The sequence below is a fragment of the Acinetobacter sp. PC34 genome (assembly GCF_051789135.1).
Taxonomy (GTDB): domain Bacteria; phylum Pseudomonadota; class Gammaproteobacteria; order Pseudomonadales; family Moraxellaceae; genus Acinetobacter; species Acinetobacter johnsonii.
Window position 1 is genome coordinate 2,681,564 of sequence record NZ_CP196664.1, and the last position, 17,917, is coordinate 2,699,480.

Annotated in this window: 13 protein-coding genes and 2 pseudogenes; 7 read left to right on the forward strand and 8 right to left on the reverse strand. The window is 41.0% G+C overall.

The genetic code is table 11. From position 1 onward, the window contains the following. Positions 1-8: 8 nt before the first annotated feature. The 4 genes from ACSC9N_RS13085 to nudC form a co-directional block, all read right to left on the reverse strand. Entirely contained in the window at positions 9-1,292 is a 1,284-nt protein-coding gene (locus ACSC9N_RS13085) for an NAD(P)/FAD-dependent oxidoreductase (RefSeq protein ID WP_058952275.1), read from the reverse strand. After that, positions 1,289-2,275 carry an acyl-CoA desaturase gene (locus tag ACSC9N_RS13090; RefSeq protein WP_058952276.1) on the reverse strand — a complete coding sequence of 329 codons (987 nt, stop codon included), beginning with the start codon at positions 2,273-2,275 and terminating at the stop codon, positions 1,289-1,291. The genes ACSC9N_RS13085 and ACSC9N_RS13090 overlap by 4 nt, the downstream gene beginning before the upstream one ends. Before the next feature lie 136 nt (positions 2,276-2,411). Next, positions 2,412-2,960: a lipocalin family protein gene (locus tag ACSC9N_RS13095; RefSeq protein WP_058952277.1), complete on the reverse strand. Its 549-nt coding sequence runs from the start codon at positions 2,958-2,960 to the stop codon at positions 2,412-2,414. Positions 2,961-3,187: 227 nt separating this feature from the next. Beyond that, positions 3,188-3,961 (reverse strand): NAD(+) diphosphatase, encoded by a 774-nt coding sequence (gene nudC / locus ACSC9N_RS13100; protein WP_058952278.1) that lies wholly within the window; start codon positions 3,959-3,961, stop codon positions 3,188-3,190. Positions 3,962-4,344: 383 nt separating this feature from the next. Between nudC and ACSC9N_RS13105 the strand changes: the two genes are divergently transcribed. Continuing rightward, the gene (locus ACSC9N_RS13105) at positions 4,345-5,868 is read left to right on the forward strand and encodes a cryptochrome/photolyase family protein (RefSeq protein ID WP_058952538.1); all 1,524 of its coding nucleotides are present in this window, start codon (positions 4,345-4,347) and stop codon (positions 5,866-5,868) included. Between the two features lie 3 nt (positions 5,869-5,871). Continuing rightward, complete coding sequence (locus tag ACSC9N_RS13110) at positions 5,872-6,006, forward strand: DUF2256 domain-containing protein (protein WP_081316836.1); 135 nt, start codon at positions 5,872-5,874, stop codon at positions 6,004-6,006. 14 nt (positions 6,007-6,020) lie between these two features. Here ACSC9N_RS13110 and ACSC9N_RS13115 read toward each other — a convergent pair whose 3' ends face one another. The 4 genes and pseudogenes from ACSC9N_RS13115 to ACSC9N_RS13130 all read right to left on the reverse strand — a co-directional run bounded on the left by ACSC9N_RS13115 (position 6,021) and on the right by ACSC9N_RS13130 (position 8,101). Beyond that, positions 6,021-6,275, reverse strand: coding sequence for a TIGR03643 family protein (locus ACSC9N_RS13115; protein ID WP_058952279.1), 255 nt, complete (start codon positions 6,273-6,275; stop codon positions 6,021-6,023). A 201-nt stretch (positions 6,276-6,476) separates the two neighbouring features. Continuing rightward, positions 6,477-6,662: pseudogene (locus tag ACSC9N_RS13120) on the reverse strand (IS3 family transposase); the annotation flags it as partial. Position 6,663: 1 nt separating this feature from the next. After that, positions 6,664-7,095, reverse strand: a pseudogene (locus ACSC9N_RS13125) (Arm DNA-binding domain-containing protein); the annotation flags it as partial. A 283-nt stretch (positions 7,096-7,378) separates the two neighbouring features. Further along, a complete protein-coding gene (locus tag ACSC9N_RS13130) occupies positions 7,379-8,101 on the reverse strand; it encodes a toll/interleukin-1 receptor domain-containing protein (RefSeq protein ID WP_026444370.1) in 723 nt (240 codons plus the stop codon). Between the two features lie 1,861 nt (positions 8,102-9,962). Between ACSC9N_RS13130 and ACSC9N_RS13135 the strand changes: the two genes are divergently transcribed. The 5 genes from ACSC9N_RS13135 (at position 9,963) to ACSC9N_RS13155 (ending at position 17,614) form a co-directional block, all read left to right on the forward strand. Then, the gene (locus ACSC9N_RS13135) at positions 9,963-10,967 is read left to right on the forward strand and encodes a hypothetical protein (protein WP_058952281.1); all 1,005 of its coding nucleotides are present in this window, start codon (positions 9,963-9,965) and stop codon (positions 10,965-10,967) included. Positions 10,968-11,219: 252 nt separating this feature from the next. Further along, positions 11,220-12,788: a type I restriction-modification system subunit M gene (locus tag ACSC9N_RS13140; protein WP_058952282.1), complete on the forward strand. Its 1,569-nt coding sequence runs from the start codon at positions 11,220-11,222 to the stop codon at positions 12,786-12,788. Then, the gene (locus tag ACSC9N_RS13145) at positions 12,788-14,005 is read left to right on the forward strand and encodes a restriction endonuclease subunit S (protein ID WP_058952283.1); all 1,218 of its coding nucleotides are present in this window, start codon (positions 12,788-12,790) and stop codon (positions 14,003-14,005) included. Before ACSC9N_RS13140 ends, ACSC9N_RS13145 begins: the two co-directional genes overlap by 1 nt. 8 nt (positions 14,006-14,013) lie before the next feature. After that, positions 14,014-14,676 (forward strand): abortive infection protein, encoded by a 663-nt coding sequence (locus ACSC9N_RS13150; protein WP_058952539.1) that lies wholly within the window; start codon positions 14,014-14,016, stop codon positions 14,674-14,676. Positions 14,677-14,734: 58 nt separating this feature from the next. Then, on the forward strand, positions 14,735-17,614 hold the full coding sequence (locus ACSC9N_RS13155) for a type I restriction endonuclease subunit R (protein ID WP_058952284.1): 2,880 nt from the start codon (positions 14,735-14,737) through the stop codon (positions 17,612-17,614). Positions 17,615-17,917: the final 303 nt, after the last annotated feature.

Here is a 17,917-nt window from a genome sequence, read left to right on the forward strand (position 1 = left end):
ATGTGCTCCTAGGCGGCCTGCTCGGCCTGTTTCAATAGCTGATCGACTACCCATGCAGCACTACGGGCACCATCCTCATGAAAGCCCCAGCCCCAATAAGCACCGCAGTAGGAGGTGCGGTTTTGGCCGTTGACCTCGGCCCAACGTTGTTGTGCCTCAATCGCGGCAGCATCAAATACTGGATGACGATAATATCGTTCTACCCATATTTTTTTCGGATCGAGGTTAAAGTTAGGATTGAGTGTGGCAAAGATTTGGGTTTTACAATTCAGGTTTTGCAACTGGTTCATCCAGTAACTGAAACCATAATGCATGCCACTATGCTGGAATGGAGTTGATTCGGTTGCACGACTAGGTGTCACATGTACATGCCAGCTGGCCCATTGGCGCCTGGATTTGGGCATGATATGAGTATCGGAATGCACCACCATATGGTTATCCTGATAACGAAACTTGCCAAGTACTTCCCGCTCTTGCGCTGACGGGTCTGTAAGTAAATTCAAGCTATCATCAGCATGGCTGGCAAAAATGACCCAGTCAAAACGTTCACTGCCCTGTCCAGTTTCAATCACTACATCATTGGCACTACGGGATACATGAAGCACACCTGTCTTGCGGAAAGTCATATTCGATTGGGCCTGAATGGCACGAACATAACGAGCTGATCCACCCTTGACCGTAAGCCACGAAGGTCGCTCTTTCAGCTGCAACATACGATGGTGCTGAAAAAAGCTCACCACAAATTTATACGGAATCTGTCCAGCTTGCTCTACTGGACAGGACCATAGCGCCCCGCACATCGGATAGAGATGTTCCTGACGAAAGGCTTCGGAATAGTCATGTCGATTGAGATATGCATCAATACTGAGCTGTGCATCGACCTGTTCAACATCAATATCTTTATTGGCCGCATAGAAACGGAACAGATCGGACAACATCGCGCGAAAATCTGCATTAAAAAAGTTTTGAGGTCGGAACAATAACGAGAATTTTTTTGAAGGATTGTACTGTAAGCCAGTGACCTGATTATTCACCGAAAAGCCCATGTCACTGCTTTGCGATTGAATCCCAAGTTCTTTTAGCATGGCGCAGAATAGCGGATAGTTATGCTCATTAAAAACAATAAAGCCACTGTCCACCGCAACCTGTTCACCATCGATATTCAGCTGATGGGTATCGGTATGACCACCAAAGTAGTTATTCTTTTCAAAGACTGTGACTTCATGCACTTTGCTGAGTTTCCAGGCAGCGTACAGACCGGAAATACCTGAACCAATAATTGCAATTTTCATGGTGATTCCTTTGAATGAATATTCGGAGTGCCGGTCTTGGCAGCTTTTTTCTGTTTTCGAGCCCGGGCAATTTTACTGACATCATAGACACGTGCCGGAATGGGCTTGAGTCCCCAGACCAGCCCGAACAAAGACATGAGTTTCAGCAGGTAATAGGTCACATCAATCTGCCACCAGTAAAAACCCTGCCGGGTACTGCCGGCATAATAATGGTGATTGTTGTGCCAGCCTTCGCCTAAGGTAATGATGGACAAAAACAAGTTGTTGCGGCTGTGATCATCCGTGTCAAAATCCCGGCTGCCATAATGATGCGCCAGTGAGTTAATACACAAAGTGGCATGGAGCAGTAACACAGTGGAGACCACAAATCCCCAGACCAGCAATTGTAGGCCGGAGGTACCAAGTTGCGGCCAGGTCATAGCTAGCCACTCCCCTAGCGCATAAATCCCGCCCGCGGTCAGCAGCACCACAATTAAACTGAAACGGTCCAGCCAGATCAGTTCCGGATATTTCATCCAATCTCTAATGACTTCTTTTCGCGTGGCAAAGTTATATTCATTTAAAAACCAGCCAACGTGGCTGTACCAAAAACCATGCGTGGAGGAATGCGGGTCTTGCAAGGTATCGGTATAGCGATGGTGATAACGGTGATGCGCCGCCCACCAGAGCGGCCCACGCTGCGCACTCATGGTACCCATCAGCACAAACAGGAACTGTACCAGACGCGAAGTCTGAAAAGTTTTATGTGACAGATAACGATGAAAAAAAGCGGTGATGGAAAACATGCGGATCAGGTAGAACGCCAGCATAAAGCCCAGCGCAAACCATGACACCCCCACCCAGAACACGGCGAGACAGGCCAGATGCAACAAAATAAAGGGCAAAATCCGGAGCCACTGAACCTGGCTGTTTTCAGCGGTCAGCGTTTCAGGCGATGTATGTATGGACCAGCTGTCTATCCATCGCATCAGGCTTTTCAACATGGACTCATCCTACTTTTAAGCGGTTGTCTTTATTCTATTTGATGAGTCTAATCAGTCAGATATGAATTTTATGTGAAGTGAAATAAAAAAAGCCGAACTGTAGAGAGACTAAGCAGTTCGGCAAAAGGGTAACAGATTAATGCGGCAATTTGATCAGTTTTGTGATGTCATAACCATAATATTTTGCTGTATCCAGATAGGACTGATAGGTGGCTTCATCCAGTTGCGGTTCGCGCGATAAAATCCACAGGTATTTGGTGCTCGGTCCACCGACCAGCGCCACTTTATATTCCGGATCCACGCGTAATACCCAGTAATGCCCTTTGGTAAACGGAATCCATCTTAAACCTGGCGGCAAAAAGCTGACCTTCAGTTTGCTGTTGCCCTGATTTTGCGAATAGGCCACCCCTTCAGAGCTAATCATTTCACCATTTTCAATCCGGCAGCTGTTTAAGACGCCTATGGTCTGATCGGCATTGACAGTGTATTGTGCCGAGATATCCGAGACACATTTACGCTGAAAATACATCGGTAAATGCGCAATTTCATGCCATTTACCCGCATACTGCCGGATATCCACCTGATTGACTGCCTGAGGGGCAACCGTTTCAGCCCGAGCAGTAAAGCTCAAGCTAATGATGGCCAGTGCTGTAACTGAAAAAACCGACTTGAATAGCATCTTCATTTTTAAGCCTTGTTTGATTTCAGGATTAGCATAACCCAGCTGAATGTGAACAAAGCGTGAAGATTAGATGCTGTGATTCAGTTTTTGTGGAGATGCCATTCGTTTATCCGCTAAACAATAATTAAGTCTTTAACATCGGAAAATTCAGGTTCTCGGGAATTACACCGATTGAAAATAAACTTCCTGATTTTTTTCTTAATTTAAGCAGTCAAACCAGACTGGTTAATTCAAAGCCATTCTTTGCTGTCATCGGCAACAGGTGTGCCATGCATCACATGCTGAATCATGGCATAAGCAATACTGCCCTTGAACGGAATCTCGGGTAACTGATCAAATTTGAAAAACCGCGCATCGCTGAGTTCATTTTCCTGAATCTGAATCTCGCCTGCATGATATTCGGCCTTGAAGGCCATCATCAGATTGCTAGGAAACGGCCACGGCTGGCTAGCCAGATATTGAATGTTTTTGATCTGTAGCCCCACTTCTTCCATCGTCTCACGGCGTACCGCCTCCTCCAGGGTTTCGCCCACTTCGACAAATCCGGCAATCAGGCTGTACATCTGGGTTTTGTTGCGGGCATTTTTTGCCAGCAGAATTTCATCTGTACCCCGAGTAATGATAGTGATCACACAAGGATTCACCCGCGGATACTGGTTATAGCCACAGGATGGACAGACCATGGCATAGTGACTGACGTGCTGCTGGGTGGCGTGACCGCATTTACTGCAAAAGCGGTGGTTACGGCGCCATTCCAGTAACTGTACCGCACGGCTGGCCTGTTCAAACTGCGGTCTGCTCCAGACTTGCACCAGTTGCCGGATTGGAACCAGCTGATAACCTTCCGGCACCGGTTCGTCTTCTTTCAGGTCACGAGCAATGATCTCGCCATTTTCCGACAGGTTTAGGTCGTGCTGCAGTCTTTCTACCTGCGGCAACTGAAAATGCTCATCCACTAGCAATTGCTGCTGTCTAAAAATATACGCTTTTGAATGCATGCTCATGACAATTCCCTGATTAAAAAAATCTCATACAGAGGGGTGTATGGGACAAAACTAAGGAAGCTCACATGGAGTAACTTCAAGCCAGATACTAGGCGTGAGCTACTTTAATTACAACCATAATAATTTTTATCTTTTTGATTAAAATCACATAATTTTCACACTACTCATGTATTAAGAAATCATGTAAAGCGAGTTTCATCAACTGGCTTTAGCATTGTAGGGATGAATATTTTGTTATAGCAGTACCCATCATTTCTGTGCGATGTCAGCGGGCCATCTGGTCGAGTTGGATTGATTCAACATGCAGAATGATCTTTATTTTCACAAAAAATTGAACTGTCTTGACTTACACTGCGCTATCTTTCATAGGGTCTGGAATGGCTATGCGTTTCGGTTTAATTCTGGGTGACCAGCTTCATCATCAGCTTGCTACGCTCAAAGCGCTAGATCGTATCAGGGATGTGATCCTGATGGCCGAAGTTGTTGAGGAAGCCACTTATGTCGCCCATCATCCGCAGAAAATTGCCCTGATTTTTAGCGCCATGCGTCATTTTGCCAAAGAACTCAAAGCAGAAGGCTGGCGTGTACGTTACCATGCTTTTAAATCTGATAGTCCGATTCGTAGCCTGCTGGATTTCGTAGAGTCACAACAGCAACTCTTACCAGTCACAGAACTGGTCATTACGCACTGCGGAGAATATCGTTTACAGCAGCAAATTGAACAGCATTGGAGCAAGCATCTGCAACTGCCAGTGCAGTGCCTGAATGATGAACGTTTTTTCTGTAGTCCAGAGCAGTTCCAGCACTGGGCCAGCCGCTACCAGACACTGCGTATGGAATATTTTTACCGGGAAATGCGCAAGCAAACCGGTTACTTGATGCAGGGACAGCAGCCGTTTGGAGAACAGTGGAACTATGACAGCGCCAATCGTAAGGCCTGGGCTGGCAATCCCCCTTTGCCTGCACCACTTCACTTTGAACACGATCAGATTGATCTGGATGTGCTTGAATTGGTTGAACGTGAATTTTCCCGTCACTCTGGCAGCCTTGACAACTTCCGCTGGGGCACCACACGTAGCAATGCTCTGCTTGCACTGGAGCATTTCATTACCCACAGTTTGCCACATTTTGGCGATTATCAAGATGCCATGGTTCAAGACTCAGACATGCTGTTTCACAGCCTGCTCTCACCTTATCTGAACTGTGGTCTGCTACTACCTAAAGAAGTCTGTGATGCGGCAGAAGCTGCATACCATGCCGGTCATGCACCACTGAATGCAGTGGAAGGTTTTATCCGACAAATTCTCGGCTGGCGCGAATATGTTCGCGGAATTTACTGGCTGTACATGCCAGAATATGCCAGCCGCAATGCACTGCAGCACTCAGCACCATTGCCACAATTTTACTGGACTGGCCGTACTCGGATGAACTGTATGGCTGAGTGTTTCCGTAATACTTTTCAGCATGCCTATGCACATCATATCCAGCGTTTGATGGTGACTGGAAATTTTGCCTTATTAACTGGTGTAGACCCGCAGCAGATCAGCGAGTGGTATCTGGCAGTCTATGCCGATGCCTATGAATGGGTAGAACTACCGAACACGCTGGGTATGGTGATGCATGCCGATAGCGGCTTGATGGCCAGCAAACCCTATGCGGCCTCGGGCAATTACATCCATAAGATGTCCGATTACTGTAAGCACTGTAGCTACAATGTCAAAACTCGCACCGAGCTAGATAGCTGTCCGTTCAATAGCCTGTACTGGTATTTTATGATCCGGAATGAGGCTAAATTTCGTACTCATCCACGTATGGGCATGATCTATCGACAGCTAGATAAACTTAAAGATCGGCATCAGATTATCAGCCATGCCCAGCAACTTCTTAGCCAGATCAATGAGTTATAAACGATGAAAAAACAGCATCTCCCTGAAAAAATCTGTATCTATTGTTTGCGCCCTTTTACTTGGCGCAAGAAATGGCACCGCTGCTGGGAGGAAGTACAATATTGTTCTGAACGATGTAAACGTGAGTCCAGACGGTAATCAAAATCAAACACTTAGAAACGCTTGTATTGGCGTGAACAATAGGCCCGTATCACATCAGGTAAACGCAGCTGCAGATGCTTGGTTTTTCGGCCTGTCACACGTGCACGCCACATTTTAAAGCTACTGGGTTTCATATTTTGCCGCATCAAGCGGATCACTGCCGCTTCGTTCAAACCAAACTCACATTGAATGGCTTCAAATGGGGTTCGATCCTCCCAGGCCATTTCGATAATTCTGGATAAGTCTTCTTCAGAAAATTGATTCATGCCATTCTCATTTTAATTACTATGAAGCTTCAATAAGTTCTATCAACTCATTTACATAACTTGAGTCAACTTTAATTCAACTAAAAGCATAATAATACGATCATGAATTTTTTGTGATTTTCTCTAGTTTACGGACTAAACACAAATAATAGGGCTAGTTAGACTTGGACTGCTCCCAGTATCCTAGACATTGAAGTAGCCTCATTTTGAAGCTGCCTCGAATGCTTCTGGACTCATCCCATCAAGATGCGAATGGCGCCTGATTCGATTATAAAACATCTCGATGTAATCAAACACATCCGCACGCGCCATTTCGCGTGCTTTATAAATTCTCTTTTTAATTCTTTCCTTCTTTAAGCTACTAAAAAAGGATTCTGCAACGGCATTATGTTCCTTTGGCCACAATTTCTTTTACTTTTGATGAAACCTGAAAGCGAGTAATTTCATCTAAAGGTAGCTCTAAAAAATCTTCAGTGATGTAGCCCAAACGGTATTTAACCGTGCTGATATATTTTTCACTAGACCACTGCGGACTCATTAATTCAAACCATTCATCACACACTTGTTTTAAATGATGTGAGACCTTTGATTTACCAGAAACTTCAGCTTTAAATTCCCGTGCAACTTTTCTTATTTCTTTACAGCCTACTTCGGGATATTCACCCAGTTGTTTCCTGGTCTGCTTTCCTTCAATTCGATATGAAAGTACCCATTTCTTTTTCCCAGTAGGAAAAACCTCAATAGAAAGCCCTTCCCCATCGGCTATTGAATATCGCTTTTCTTTTGGTTTAAGACTTTTAACTTGGATGTCTGTAAGCATTCTTGTTGTTACACGCGTGTCACTATTGTGTCACAAGTATATTTGATAGAAAGCAATTATCAATGACTTACAATAACGGACGCTGATAAACAACAGGCAGAAAAAAAGCCCTGATTTATTGCTAAACCAAGGCTTTTATTCACTTTTTTGATTAAACCTGATCATTAGCGATCATCTTTAATCGGTGGCGTCAATTAAACTAAACACATAAGCAGTTGATATAATTTAAAATAAATCTTATTCAACCAAACACCATACAAAATACCATACAAAAGCATTTTATTTAAATCGCAACTAACTCAGCTATTTTTTCCGCAACTATCTCCAACGTATCTTCAGATGTATCAAGACCACTTCTTGAAGCTAACATTGGACTGACATCTCTAAGTGCCTCGTACGTTGTATTATGTACAATTGGAATCAAACGGTTACCAGCTAGAAGAGTTGAAAGCTCTTTATCTGCTACACCTTCTTTAGGTAAGCGCGACAACAAAGCTGGTGTTACCAAAACGAGTCCAACTTTAGAATTAGCCAAACCTTTATCAATTGCTCTCATCATTGGAACACCCAAACCAAGGTCTTTTTCACTAAACCAAACTTTTACACCAGCAGCCTCTAGAAAATCGTGTAGTTGTTTAGCAGATTCCTTACGATCATCCCATGCATGGCATAAAAACACATCACGAAGGTCAGGCTGCTCAGAAGCTTTTTTCTCGATTACCTCTCTGACAGGTGTTAGGGATGTTACTTCATTTGTCGTATATACAAGAGAGGAGCCTGTTTTAGCCCAGCGAGGTTTTGAAACACTTTTTGAACTCCCACTGCCCCCAGCTCTACTAGAATCACTATAGGTGCTACTAGACCCATTATAAGAACTACCAGAACTATATGATGATGAGTAAGAATAACTACGAGAACGAGAACCATATCTGTTACGACATGCTGGGCAAGCCGCAGCAGCTGCAGCAGAACTATGGCCTCGAACAGGAGCTGTACATCTAGACATTTATTTTCCTTTTTTATGATTTATTCACATTTAGGTTTTAATTAAGCGATTAGCCTATTTTACAACATACTACTAACAAACTAAAAAATAAAAATAATTTTATGAATAACTTAACAAGCTGATATAGCTTCTTCGATTAAAATATCATTACCACAAAGAACAGCGAATTTAAATTATTAGCTTCTTTCAAAGACAAGGCTCGTCCCTAAGGGATCGAGCCTAATGCATTTGTTAACGCTCTTTGTTGAGCAGATGATTACGCCTGTACTGGCGGTTCAATTTTTTCATGCCGACTTAGGCCATATTCCATATCATATTTCTACTGCTAGGCAATAGTTTTATGCTTGTCTAATCTGGAAGAACAAGCCACGATTTTTTCATGCTGGTGTAGCATTATCCTGATTTAAGTCTCAGGCAAACCCGTATAAGTATATTTTCATCAGTGACCAAACTTCAGAATACTTACACTGTACCAATCTCGGCCTAGTCAGAGAGACCAATCCCCGACTGAGAAACACGACCAGTGTTCCATTAACCTTTCTTTTCTACATATTGTCCAACATGCTCACGCATGTGCCGACTCAAGTTTTCGCAATGAGCATCCCGACTGAAAAAAATCGAAATGTTTTAGGATTCGCTTTAAGCTAGCTATCTCATTTAATACAAATCTTACTATTAAGATTTGTATCACAATTTCCGCAAGTAAATACTTGCTTTATATGCGCTACTCACCATCGCTCCCACACTGAAAAAAATACAACAGACTTTTAACCAATTTAAGCCTTTTTATTCAGTGCTTCCCAAGTTATTTCAAAAGTGTCTTAATGTGCAGACCGTTTATCCTCTCGCCTGTATACATGCTTCCTGTTTCCCCCGACCGTAGTTCCTTAAAAAATATCGGGATATGATGTATACACAACTTTGTAAAGGGTAAAACTCTTACACTCCAATCAGCATCTATCGATTAATGCCGTTACACGTTTAAGCTATCCAGCGACCCATTCAGCTTGCGCAAAATGGTGCCAGCTTTTCCAGCGTTAGCCTCAAAGCCCTAGTACCTTACGGCACTCTCAGCAGCCATCGTGATTGGAAATGAGCATACTTTTCCAAGTAAATAAACTTGTTCGATCAAGCATACACATTCAGCTATTAACGGAGACTATCGCACATCCTATGCTGCTCCTAACTGTATCACTTTGAACAGGGTTTCAATGTTCCACTATTTTCATAATTTCACACCTAACTTGGCTATTACTAACCAAATGACCATTTCACGATAAATCGCTTATAGGCTCCCGTTTCCTTGTCGCCCAACCACTTTTTATTTGCTTGGAACTCTTAAAAAGTGAATGAACGGATAGAAAAAGGATATTGCAATCCTCTAGCCCCCGTTGCAACGTACCGAGCGAGGTTTCCCCAGCAGTCCGCTACATCGGCAGTATGAAGATGGTTAGTCTTATACTCAGGGCAATATGTATCAAAGTTTTTGAATGGTGGTCAGCCATTCAAACAACTTCAAAAAAAGAAAGTTGGAATGGATGGTCAATCCACAATTCGATTGATATGCCGTCATATTACCAGAATAAATTTAATATATCAATATTATTGATATATTATTTAAACAAGTATAAGATTTGCTGATTAAGTTTCTTAATGCGCACTAGGAACTACTTTATTGTCACCTTACAACGTGAGGTGACAGTGCTAGCGCAATTTGATCAATGCTGATTGCTGACGCGTTCAGCAAAATGGGAAATGTAGAGAAAATTATTGTTGATGAACAATTCAAAAATGAATGAAAAAATTTGGATTTAGGTGGATTGTTGATTGACATTAAAAGTGCATAGTTGGATGACGTAGAATGATTGATTACAGCCCCCACACAAAATACACCGCACAAAAAATTCAAGATAAGGTCACAAGAGGATCATATTTTTACTGCAAATTTATAGTGCAAACTGAGTTAGGTAAAATTGATATTGAAAAGATTATTCATAAATTAACCGAACGATATTCATTAAATTTAACCAGTCGGCAAAGAACATATCGACTAAAACAAGGATTACCTGTTGCTGATCTCATTGTTCAAGACATTCTTTATAAAGATGCATGGTTATTTGTCTTGTTGATCAAAACCCCTAATAGCCATCGTCACAGCAAAGAAACCATAGGCAAAGTGACTTCAACAACCATATCAGCATATACATCAAAAGATAAAATTGCTGAACTTGAACCTGTCATCTGGGACAAAATTACAGTCGGGCAAGAATTAACTTTTATCCGTCAATACTATAAAGACAATGAACAATTTAATTTCATATTGAATAAACCTTATCTATGCTTAGATTTTGGGAAATGTGAGGCTGAATTAGTACGGTTAAGCCATAAAAAGTATGCTGAACATCAGACTAAGTTTTACCGTAAAAATAATAAGAATTTCTCATGGACGTGGAGATTTAAGAAATCTGAAATAGAGAAACAAAAAAAAGAATTAACCCAAATTCTCAATCGAGTGATTTCCCAAAAAGATCAGACTAAGGCGCTCAATGATCTTCTTGCATGGCAGAATTATTTTAAAGTTTATGCAGTATTCAGAGGCAATCGACAGCAGGCGGGACGTTTATATACCTTCGGGAAACTATTCTTTTTCAGTCGGAAAAGACAACGATGGGATCAAGCACAAATGCCTGTGATGGACTTAACAATAATCGCGCGTTATGAAACCTATGCGGATTCTTATACTGAGTATTGTATGCGTAGATATTTTTATGAATCCTTTGAAGCAGAGCTTCCACGTGAAATTTCAAAAACTCAAGATTGGACATTAATTAATGCGTATATTGATGTTGAATATAACCAACTTTAACAAACCGTCTTGTTATTTATTTTACTTATAACTATTTTTTCAAACATCTGTAATTTTGATATAAGCCTTAATTTAAATTATGATAGTTGAGCCTGTTAATCTTTTAAAATCCAAATAAAACCTTATATATCAATATTATTGATATACATTTAGTGCGACAAATTTTGTCTTTCTATTTCCAATTTTGCTGAAAAAACTTTAATTTTCGGTACACTAGTCATGTTTTATTCATTTCATCGGACATGCATAACAATGACCCAAGTACAACTGCAACAATTACAAAAACAACTTTGGAATATTGCCAATACTTTGCGCGGCACCATGGGCGCCGATGAATTCCGTGATTACATTCTGGGTTTTATTTTCTTTAAATATTTATCAGAAAAATCGGTGAACTTTGCCAATGAATTGCTCGATGGTGAGGAGGTCAGCTTTTTAGAATTAGATGAAAATAATGCTGAGCATGTGCCATACATCGAAGAAATTAAAAAGAATGCCATTGCCGAAGTCGGTTATGCGCTCACACCCAAACAGCTATTCCATACCTTAGCCGAGCGTGGTCGTCAGGGCGAATTCATTCTGGATGATTTAACTGCGACCTTAAAATCGATTGAACAAAGCACGTTAGGTACTGACTCTGCCGATGACTTTGCCAACCTGTTTGAAGATTTGGATCTAAACTCGACCAAGCTCGGCAATAATGCCAGTGACCGTAATGCACTGGTGGCGAAAGTCCTGAGTCATTTAGATGATATTGATTTTGATATTAGTAATACCGAAGCCGATGTACTGGGCGATGCCTACGAATACCTGATTGGTGAGTTTGCCTCAGGTGCGGGCAAAAAAGCAGGAGAATTCTATACCCCGCAAACGGTATCGACTCTACTGGCAAAGATTGTCACCCAAGGCAAAGCGCGTTTACGTTCAGTCTATGACCCGACCTGCGGTTCAGGTTCGTTATTGCTGCGGGTAAAACGTGAAGTGAAAGATGTCGATATGATTTACGGTCAGGAGATGAATCGTACTACTTACAACTTGGCGCGAATGAACATGATTCTGCATGATGTGCATTTTGCCAAGTTTGATATTAAGCAGGAAAATACTTTAACTCGTCCGCAGCATTTAGATAAAAAGTTTGATGCGGTGGTGGCGAATCCGCCATTCTCTGCAAAATGGTCTGCCGATCCGTTATTTTTACAAGATGAACGCTTTGCTGCGTATGGCAAACTGGCGCCAAGTTCTAAAGCCGATATGGCGTTTGTACAGCACATGCTGTATCAACTGGATGACAACGGCACCATGGCGGTGGTGTTACCGCATGGCGTCTTGTTCCGTGGTTCGAGCGAGGGTGTAATTCGTCAGTATTTGATTGAACAGATGAACGTGGTGGATGCAATTATTGGTTTACCCGCCAATATTTTCTATGGCACTTCAATTCCGACCTGTATTTTGGTGTTGAAGAAAAGCCGTGAGCAGAGCGGCAATATTCTGTTTATTGATGCCAGCAATGATTTTGAAAAGCAGAAGAACCAAAACAAGTTATTGCCTGAGCATTTGGATAAGATTGTTGCGGCATTTGAAAAGCGTGAAAATATTGAAAAATACGCTCATGTAGCAACTTTACAGGAAGTCAAAGATAACGATTACAACCTCAATATTCCGCGTTATGTGGATACTTTTGAAGCGGAAGCCGAAATTGATTTAGATGCGATTGCAAAACAGCTTCAAGCTTTGGAACACGACAGCCAAAAGACCGATGCCATCATTGCAGATTTCTGCAAAGAGCTAGGCATTGTTTCACCTTTTGCGGAGGTGAAGTAATGGCTGTACCTAAGTTAAGATTTAAAGAGTTTGATGGGGATTGGTTTCAATCTAAAATTGGAGAAATTTTTCAAGTTACTTCTGGCTCTACACCATTGCGCAGTGATAACCGTTTTTTTGAAAATGCTGATATCGCTTGGGTTAAAACAACTGATTTAAATAACGGTTTAATCGAAAAAACAGAAGAGAAAATTTCTCAAATAGCTTTGAAAGAAACATCTGTAAAAATATTACCTAAGGGGACTGTTTTTGTAGCCATGTATGGTGGTTTTAATCAAATCGGTCGGACTGGGCTTTTAGTACATGAGGCTGCCTGTAATCAAGCATTATCAGCGATTTATCCTAACGAAAAAATTGATTCGTATTTTCTTCTAACCTTTCTAAACCATAAGGTTGATGATTGGAAAAACTTTGCAGCTAGTAGCCGTAAAGATCCAAATATTACGAAAAGTGATGTACTAGCTTTTCCACTTAAATATCCAGTAAAAGAAGAACAAACCAAAATCGCTTCTTTTCTTTCCGCAGTCGATGAAAAGATCAGCCAACTCACGCAAAAACATCAGCTACTCAGCCAATATAAACAAGGCATGATGCAAAAGCTGTTTAGCCAGCAGATTCGTTTTAAAGCGGATGATGGTAGTGAGTTTGGGGAGTGGGAGGAGAAAACTCTGGGCAGCCTTGGGGTTTTTAAATCTGGGCAGGGTTTTCCAGAAAAATACCAAGGTGGAAAAACAGGCGTTCCTTTTTTCAAAGTTTCAGATATGAATACTTATGGTAATGAAAAAAGAATGGTTGTGGCCAATAATTATGTTGATGCTGATTCAATACTAGAGATGAAAGTGAAGGTAATACTTGATGAGTCTATTATTTTTGCTAAGGTTGGGGCTGCTGTCTTTTTAGAACGTAAACGTTTGGCGACTAATTTTTTAATAGATAACAACATGATGGCTTTTACACCTGATCCAAAATTGAATATAAATTTTATTAAGCAATTTTTAGATACTATTAAGTTTTCTAATTTTGTTCAGGTGGGAGCTCTCCCTTCTTATAATGCTGGTGATCTAGCTATCATTCCAATTCATATTCCATGTGTTGTTGAACAAACTAAAATTGCTAACTTTTTATCTGCAATTGATCAAAAAATTGATATGGTCGCACAGCAAATTGAACAAACCAAACAATGGAAAAAAGGCTTGTTGCAGCAGATGTTTATATAGGTTTTGTTATGAAAAAATCCAGAGAACTTATAGCACTACATTCATCTAAACATAAATGGTTGCAAGATTTAGAAAGATTATTAAATCAAATTGATCAACAAACTAATCAGTGTGGAGATACACTGATTGAATGTAGTAAATCATTTATAGAAGCGATAGCTAAAAATATTATTTTAAAACTTAGACCGTATGAAAACGCCAAGGATATTAATTTATTGGATTTAGGGCGCTTGTTTAAAAAAGCTAAGGAGTGCATTTACGAACATTCAGCAATTGAAAATGTAATGCCAAAAAGCGACATAGAAAATTATTTTTCAGCACTTAATCAATGGATACGTTTTCTGGGGGAGATGAGAAATAATGTTGGTGAGATATCTCACGGCAAAATTCTTCCAAAGAGTTATTCAGTTGGAGTGGAATTAGCTCAGATTATTGCACAAACAACAGATCGATTATCATATATATTGCTTCTTCTTCTACTTAAAATTGATCTCTCTTACACACAAAGTTACCGTTACGAGGACTATCTTGAATTTAATGATTTTCTTGATGAGCAATTTGAATTACCTAGTGGTTTAAGTTATAGCAAGGCATTGTTTGAGCAAGATTATGATGCGTACTCAGAAGAGTTAGATAATTATCTTGATGCGCAAGGTATCGAAGTTGCTTAAGTTCTTGATTATAGATAATAAAGATTGAAGTGTATAATTTAAAAGATTAGAGGGTGAAATGACAGCACAAAGCGAATACCAACTTGAAAATGAACTGATTGGCCAGCTCAAACAACTGGGTTATGCCTCAGTCACGCTCAAGGATGAAAGCCAACTACTGTCTAACCTCAAAACCCAAGTCGAACGCGCCAATGGACTTGCGCCCCTGTCAGAAACGGAATGGAAACAGGTCATCAGTTTTTTAAATACGGGCACAGTATTTGAACGGGCCAAGAATCTGCGTGATCTTTTCCCGGTCAAATTTGATGATGGTACAAGCAAACACATCTTTTTCCTGTCTGATGACCCAAGCAAAAACATCTATCAGGTGACCAATCAAATTACGATTGACCACCGCGACTATAACGGCCGTACCAGCCGTTTTGATGTGACTTTACTGGTCAATGGTCTGCCTTTGGTACAGATCGAGCTGAAAAAACGCGGCATGGAAATTGCCGAAGCCTTTAATCAAACCCAACGCTATATTCGTGAAGCCTATTGGGCAGGGCAAGGGCTGTTTGGTTTTATTCAGCTTTTTGTGATTAGTAATGGTGCCAATACCCGTTATTACTCCAACGGCACCACAGGCATCGAGTTTGCCTTTCCCTGGGCCGATGTCCATAACAAACACATCAATGAAATTGTCGACTTTGCCGAAGATTTTTTCAATCATCAGCATCTGACCCAAATGCTGACCCAGTACATGGTGCTGCTAGAAACCACCAAAAGCCTGATGGTGCTGCGTCCCTATCAGATTTATGCGGTACAGAAAATTGTGGAGCATGTGCAAAACTCCGATCAGAACGGCTATATCTGGCATACTACAGGTTCAGGCAAAACCCTGACCTCATTTAAAGCCAGTCAGATCATCATGCAAATGCCTGATGTGGAAAAAGTCATGTTTGTGGTGGATCGTAACGACCTCGATACGCAAACCTCACGCGAATTTAATGCTTTTAAAGCCGACAGCGTGGACAGCACCGATAACACATCGACCTTGGTGAAACAGCTGGATCAACGTCATGACAAACTGATTGTGACCACCATCCAAAAACTCAATCGAGCCATCAGCACCGACCGTTATTTAGAATCGATTGATTATCTTAAAAATAAAAAAGTGGTTTTTATCTTTGATGAATGTCATCGCAGTCAATTTGGTGAGACTCATCAGAACATCAAAAAATTCTTCAGCAATGCCCAAATGTTTGGTTTTACTGGTACGCCTATTTTTGAAAAGAACAGCCAAAGCAAAGCAGGTTTAAAACTCACCACAGATTACCTGTTTAATGCGTGTTTGCATAAATACGTGATTGTCGATGCGATCCGCGACCGTAACGTATTGCAGTTCCAAATTGATTATCGTGGCAAATACACCGCCAAAGGCATGGCGACGAATGACAGTTATGAGGAAGATGTAGAAGGCATTGATACCAAAGAACTGTATGACAATCCGCAACGCTTAGAAATGATTGCCCGCTACATTGTCAATATTCACGATACCAAAACCCGTAATCGTGAATTTACCGCGATGTTCTGTGTCAGTTCGGTCGAAACACTGACCCAATATTACGACATCTTTGAAAAAGTGCAGGCTGATAAGCAAATTGAAGATGAAGCACAAGGTCGGATATTTAAACCGTTGACCATTGCCACCATCTTTTCCTATGCTGCAAATGAGGCTGTACCGACTGATGACTTAACTGGCTTGATTCACGAAGAAGCCGCAGATATTCCAAGTCAGGTCAATTCATCCAGTCGGGATAAGCTGGATCGCTACATTGCGAATTACAATCGACAGTTTAAAACCAACTACAATTCTGGTGATCAATTTTATGCGTACTACCGCGACATTGCACAGCGCGTAAAAAACAGACAGATAGATATTCTAATCGTGGTCAATATGTTCCTCACGGGCTTTGACTCTAAGCCGCTAAATACCTTGTATGTCGATAAAAACCTAAAATATCATGGCTTGATTCAAGCATTCTCACGCACCAACCGTGTCTATAACGATAAAAAACCATTTGGCAATATCATCTGTTTCCGCAACCTGAAACGCGCCACAGATGAAGCACTGGCGCTATTTTCCAATAAAGAAACGACCAAGATTGTACTTGTTCCCAGCTATGCGGAAATCGAACAGGATTACCAAGCAGCGGTGAGCAAATTGTTTGCCTTAACGCCCAATTACCAATCAGTCGATGATCTTGTCACTGAAGAACAGCAACTCGAATTTATTAAAGCTTTCCGTGAAGTGATGCGCTATAACGCGCAATTACAAACTTTTATTGAATACGATCAAGACCAAACACAACTTGATAAGCAGCACTTTGCAAACTTCGCCTCTAAGTATGCTGACCTATGTCGTGCCGTTAGAAAAACCACCAAGAGAGACAAAGTATCGGTACTGGATGATGTCGATTTTCAACTGGATTTACTGCATAGTGATCGCATTAATGTTGGTTATATCATCAACCTGCTACAGCTTGTTGTTGATACAGACTCAGAGGACAAGCGTAAGAAGTACCAAGCGCAAATTTACGATTTAATCAGTAGCGATATTAGCTTGCACGATAAGCAAGACCTCATTCAAAAATTCATTGAAGAAAACATGCCGAAGATGATCAATGGGCAGAGCGTCCAAACGGCTTTTTCTGAATTCTGGGATGCTGAAAAAGAACAGGCCTATCAGCATCTTTGTAAAGAAGAAAACCTGAAACCAGAAGCCATGAAGCAGGTTCTGGAGCATTATGAGTTCACCAAACGCCTACCACGTAAAGAAGAGTTGAAGGACTTACCAAACTATAAGGTTAAGCTGTTTGAGCGGGAGAACGTGTTTAGCAATTTGCTGGTCAAGACACGCCAGTTGATTGAGAAGTTTTATACTGGTTTTAATTAAATAATACACTTCAAAATGTGACTTTATTTCCAGAGAGTAAGCAGTGAAATTAGACTATATAGCAGGAACCGTGATCACTCATGATTAAAAATATGGATTCTTTCAAGCTGTCCTATGTGTATTTCTTTCCAGTGGTCTTTTTCCCATTTTTGAATATCTATCAATTTAGAAATGATCCAGATATTAAATCTTGGTTATTTAGAAATTTACTTGTCAGTTTTATAGTTATTTTGATCCCACTTTTTCTTACTTTAAGCATGATGATTACCAAGGTTTTATACAAAGATCAGGATAAAAATACAG

Excerpts from the sequence above, each read along its gene's own strand:
- nudC (WP_058952278.1), bottom strand. The coding sequence starts at position 3,961 with ATGAGCATGCATTCAAAAGCGTATATTTTTAGACAGCAGCAATTGCTA.
- ACSC9N_RS13150 (WP_058952539.1), top strand. The coding sequence starts at position 14,014 with ATGAAAAAATCCAGAGAACTTATAGCACTACATTCATCTAAACATAAA.
- ACSC9N_RS13110 (WP_081316836.1), top strand. The coding sequence starts at position 5,872 with ATGAAAAAACAGCATCTCCCTGAAAAAATCTGTATCTATTGTTTGCGC.
- ACSC9N_RS13155 (WP_058952284.1), top strand. The coding sequence starts at position 14,735 with ATGACAGCACAAAGCGAATACCAACTTGAAAATGAACTGATTGGCCAG.
- ACSC9N_RS13140 (WP_058952282.1), top strand. The coding sequence starts at position 11,220 with ATGACCCAAGTACAACTGCAACAATTACAAAAACAACTTTGGAATATT.
- ACSC9N_RS13135 (WP_058952281.1), top strand. The coding sequence starts at position 9,963 with ATGATTGATTACAGCCCCCACACAAAATACACCGCACAAAAAATTCAA.
- ACSC9N_RS13095 (WP_058952277.1), bottom strand. The coding sequence starts at position 2,960 with ATGAAGATGCTATTCAAGTCGGTTTTTTCAGTTACAGCACTGGCCATC.
- ACSC9N_RS13115 (WP_058952279.1), bottom strand. The coding sequence starts at position 6,275 with ATGAATCAATTTTCTGAAGAAGACTTATCCAGAATTATCGAAATGGCC.
- ACSC9N_RS13145 (WP_058952283.1), top strand. The coding sequence starts at position 12,788 with ATGGCTGTACCTAAGTTAAGATTTAAAGAGTTTGATGGGGATTGGTTT.
- ACSC9N_RS13085 (WP_058952275.1), bottom strand. The coding sequence starts at position 1,292 with ATGAAAATTGCAATTATTGGTTCAGGTATTTCCGGTCTGTACGCTGCC.
- ACSC9N_RS13090 (WP_058952276.1), bottom strand. The coding sequence starts at position 2,275 with ATGTTGAAAAGCCTGATGCGATGGATAGACAGCTGGTCCATACATACA.
- ACSC9N_RS13130 (WP_026444370.1), bottom strand. The coding sequence starts at position 8,101 with ATGTCTAGATGTACAGCTCCTGTTCGAGGCCATAGTTCTGCTGCAGCT.
- ACSC9N_RS13105 (WP_058952538.1), top strand. The coding sequence starts at position 4,345 with ATGCGTTTCGGTTTAATTCTGGGTGACCAGCTTCATCATCAGCTTGCT.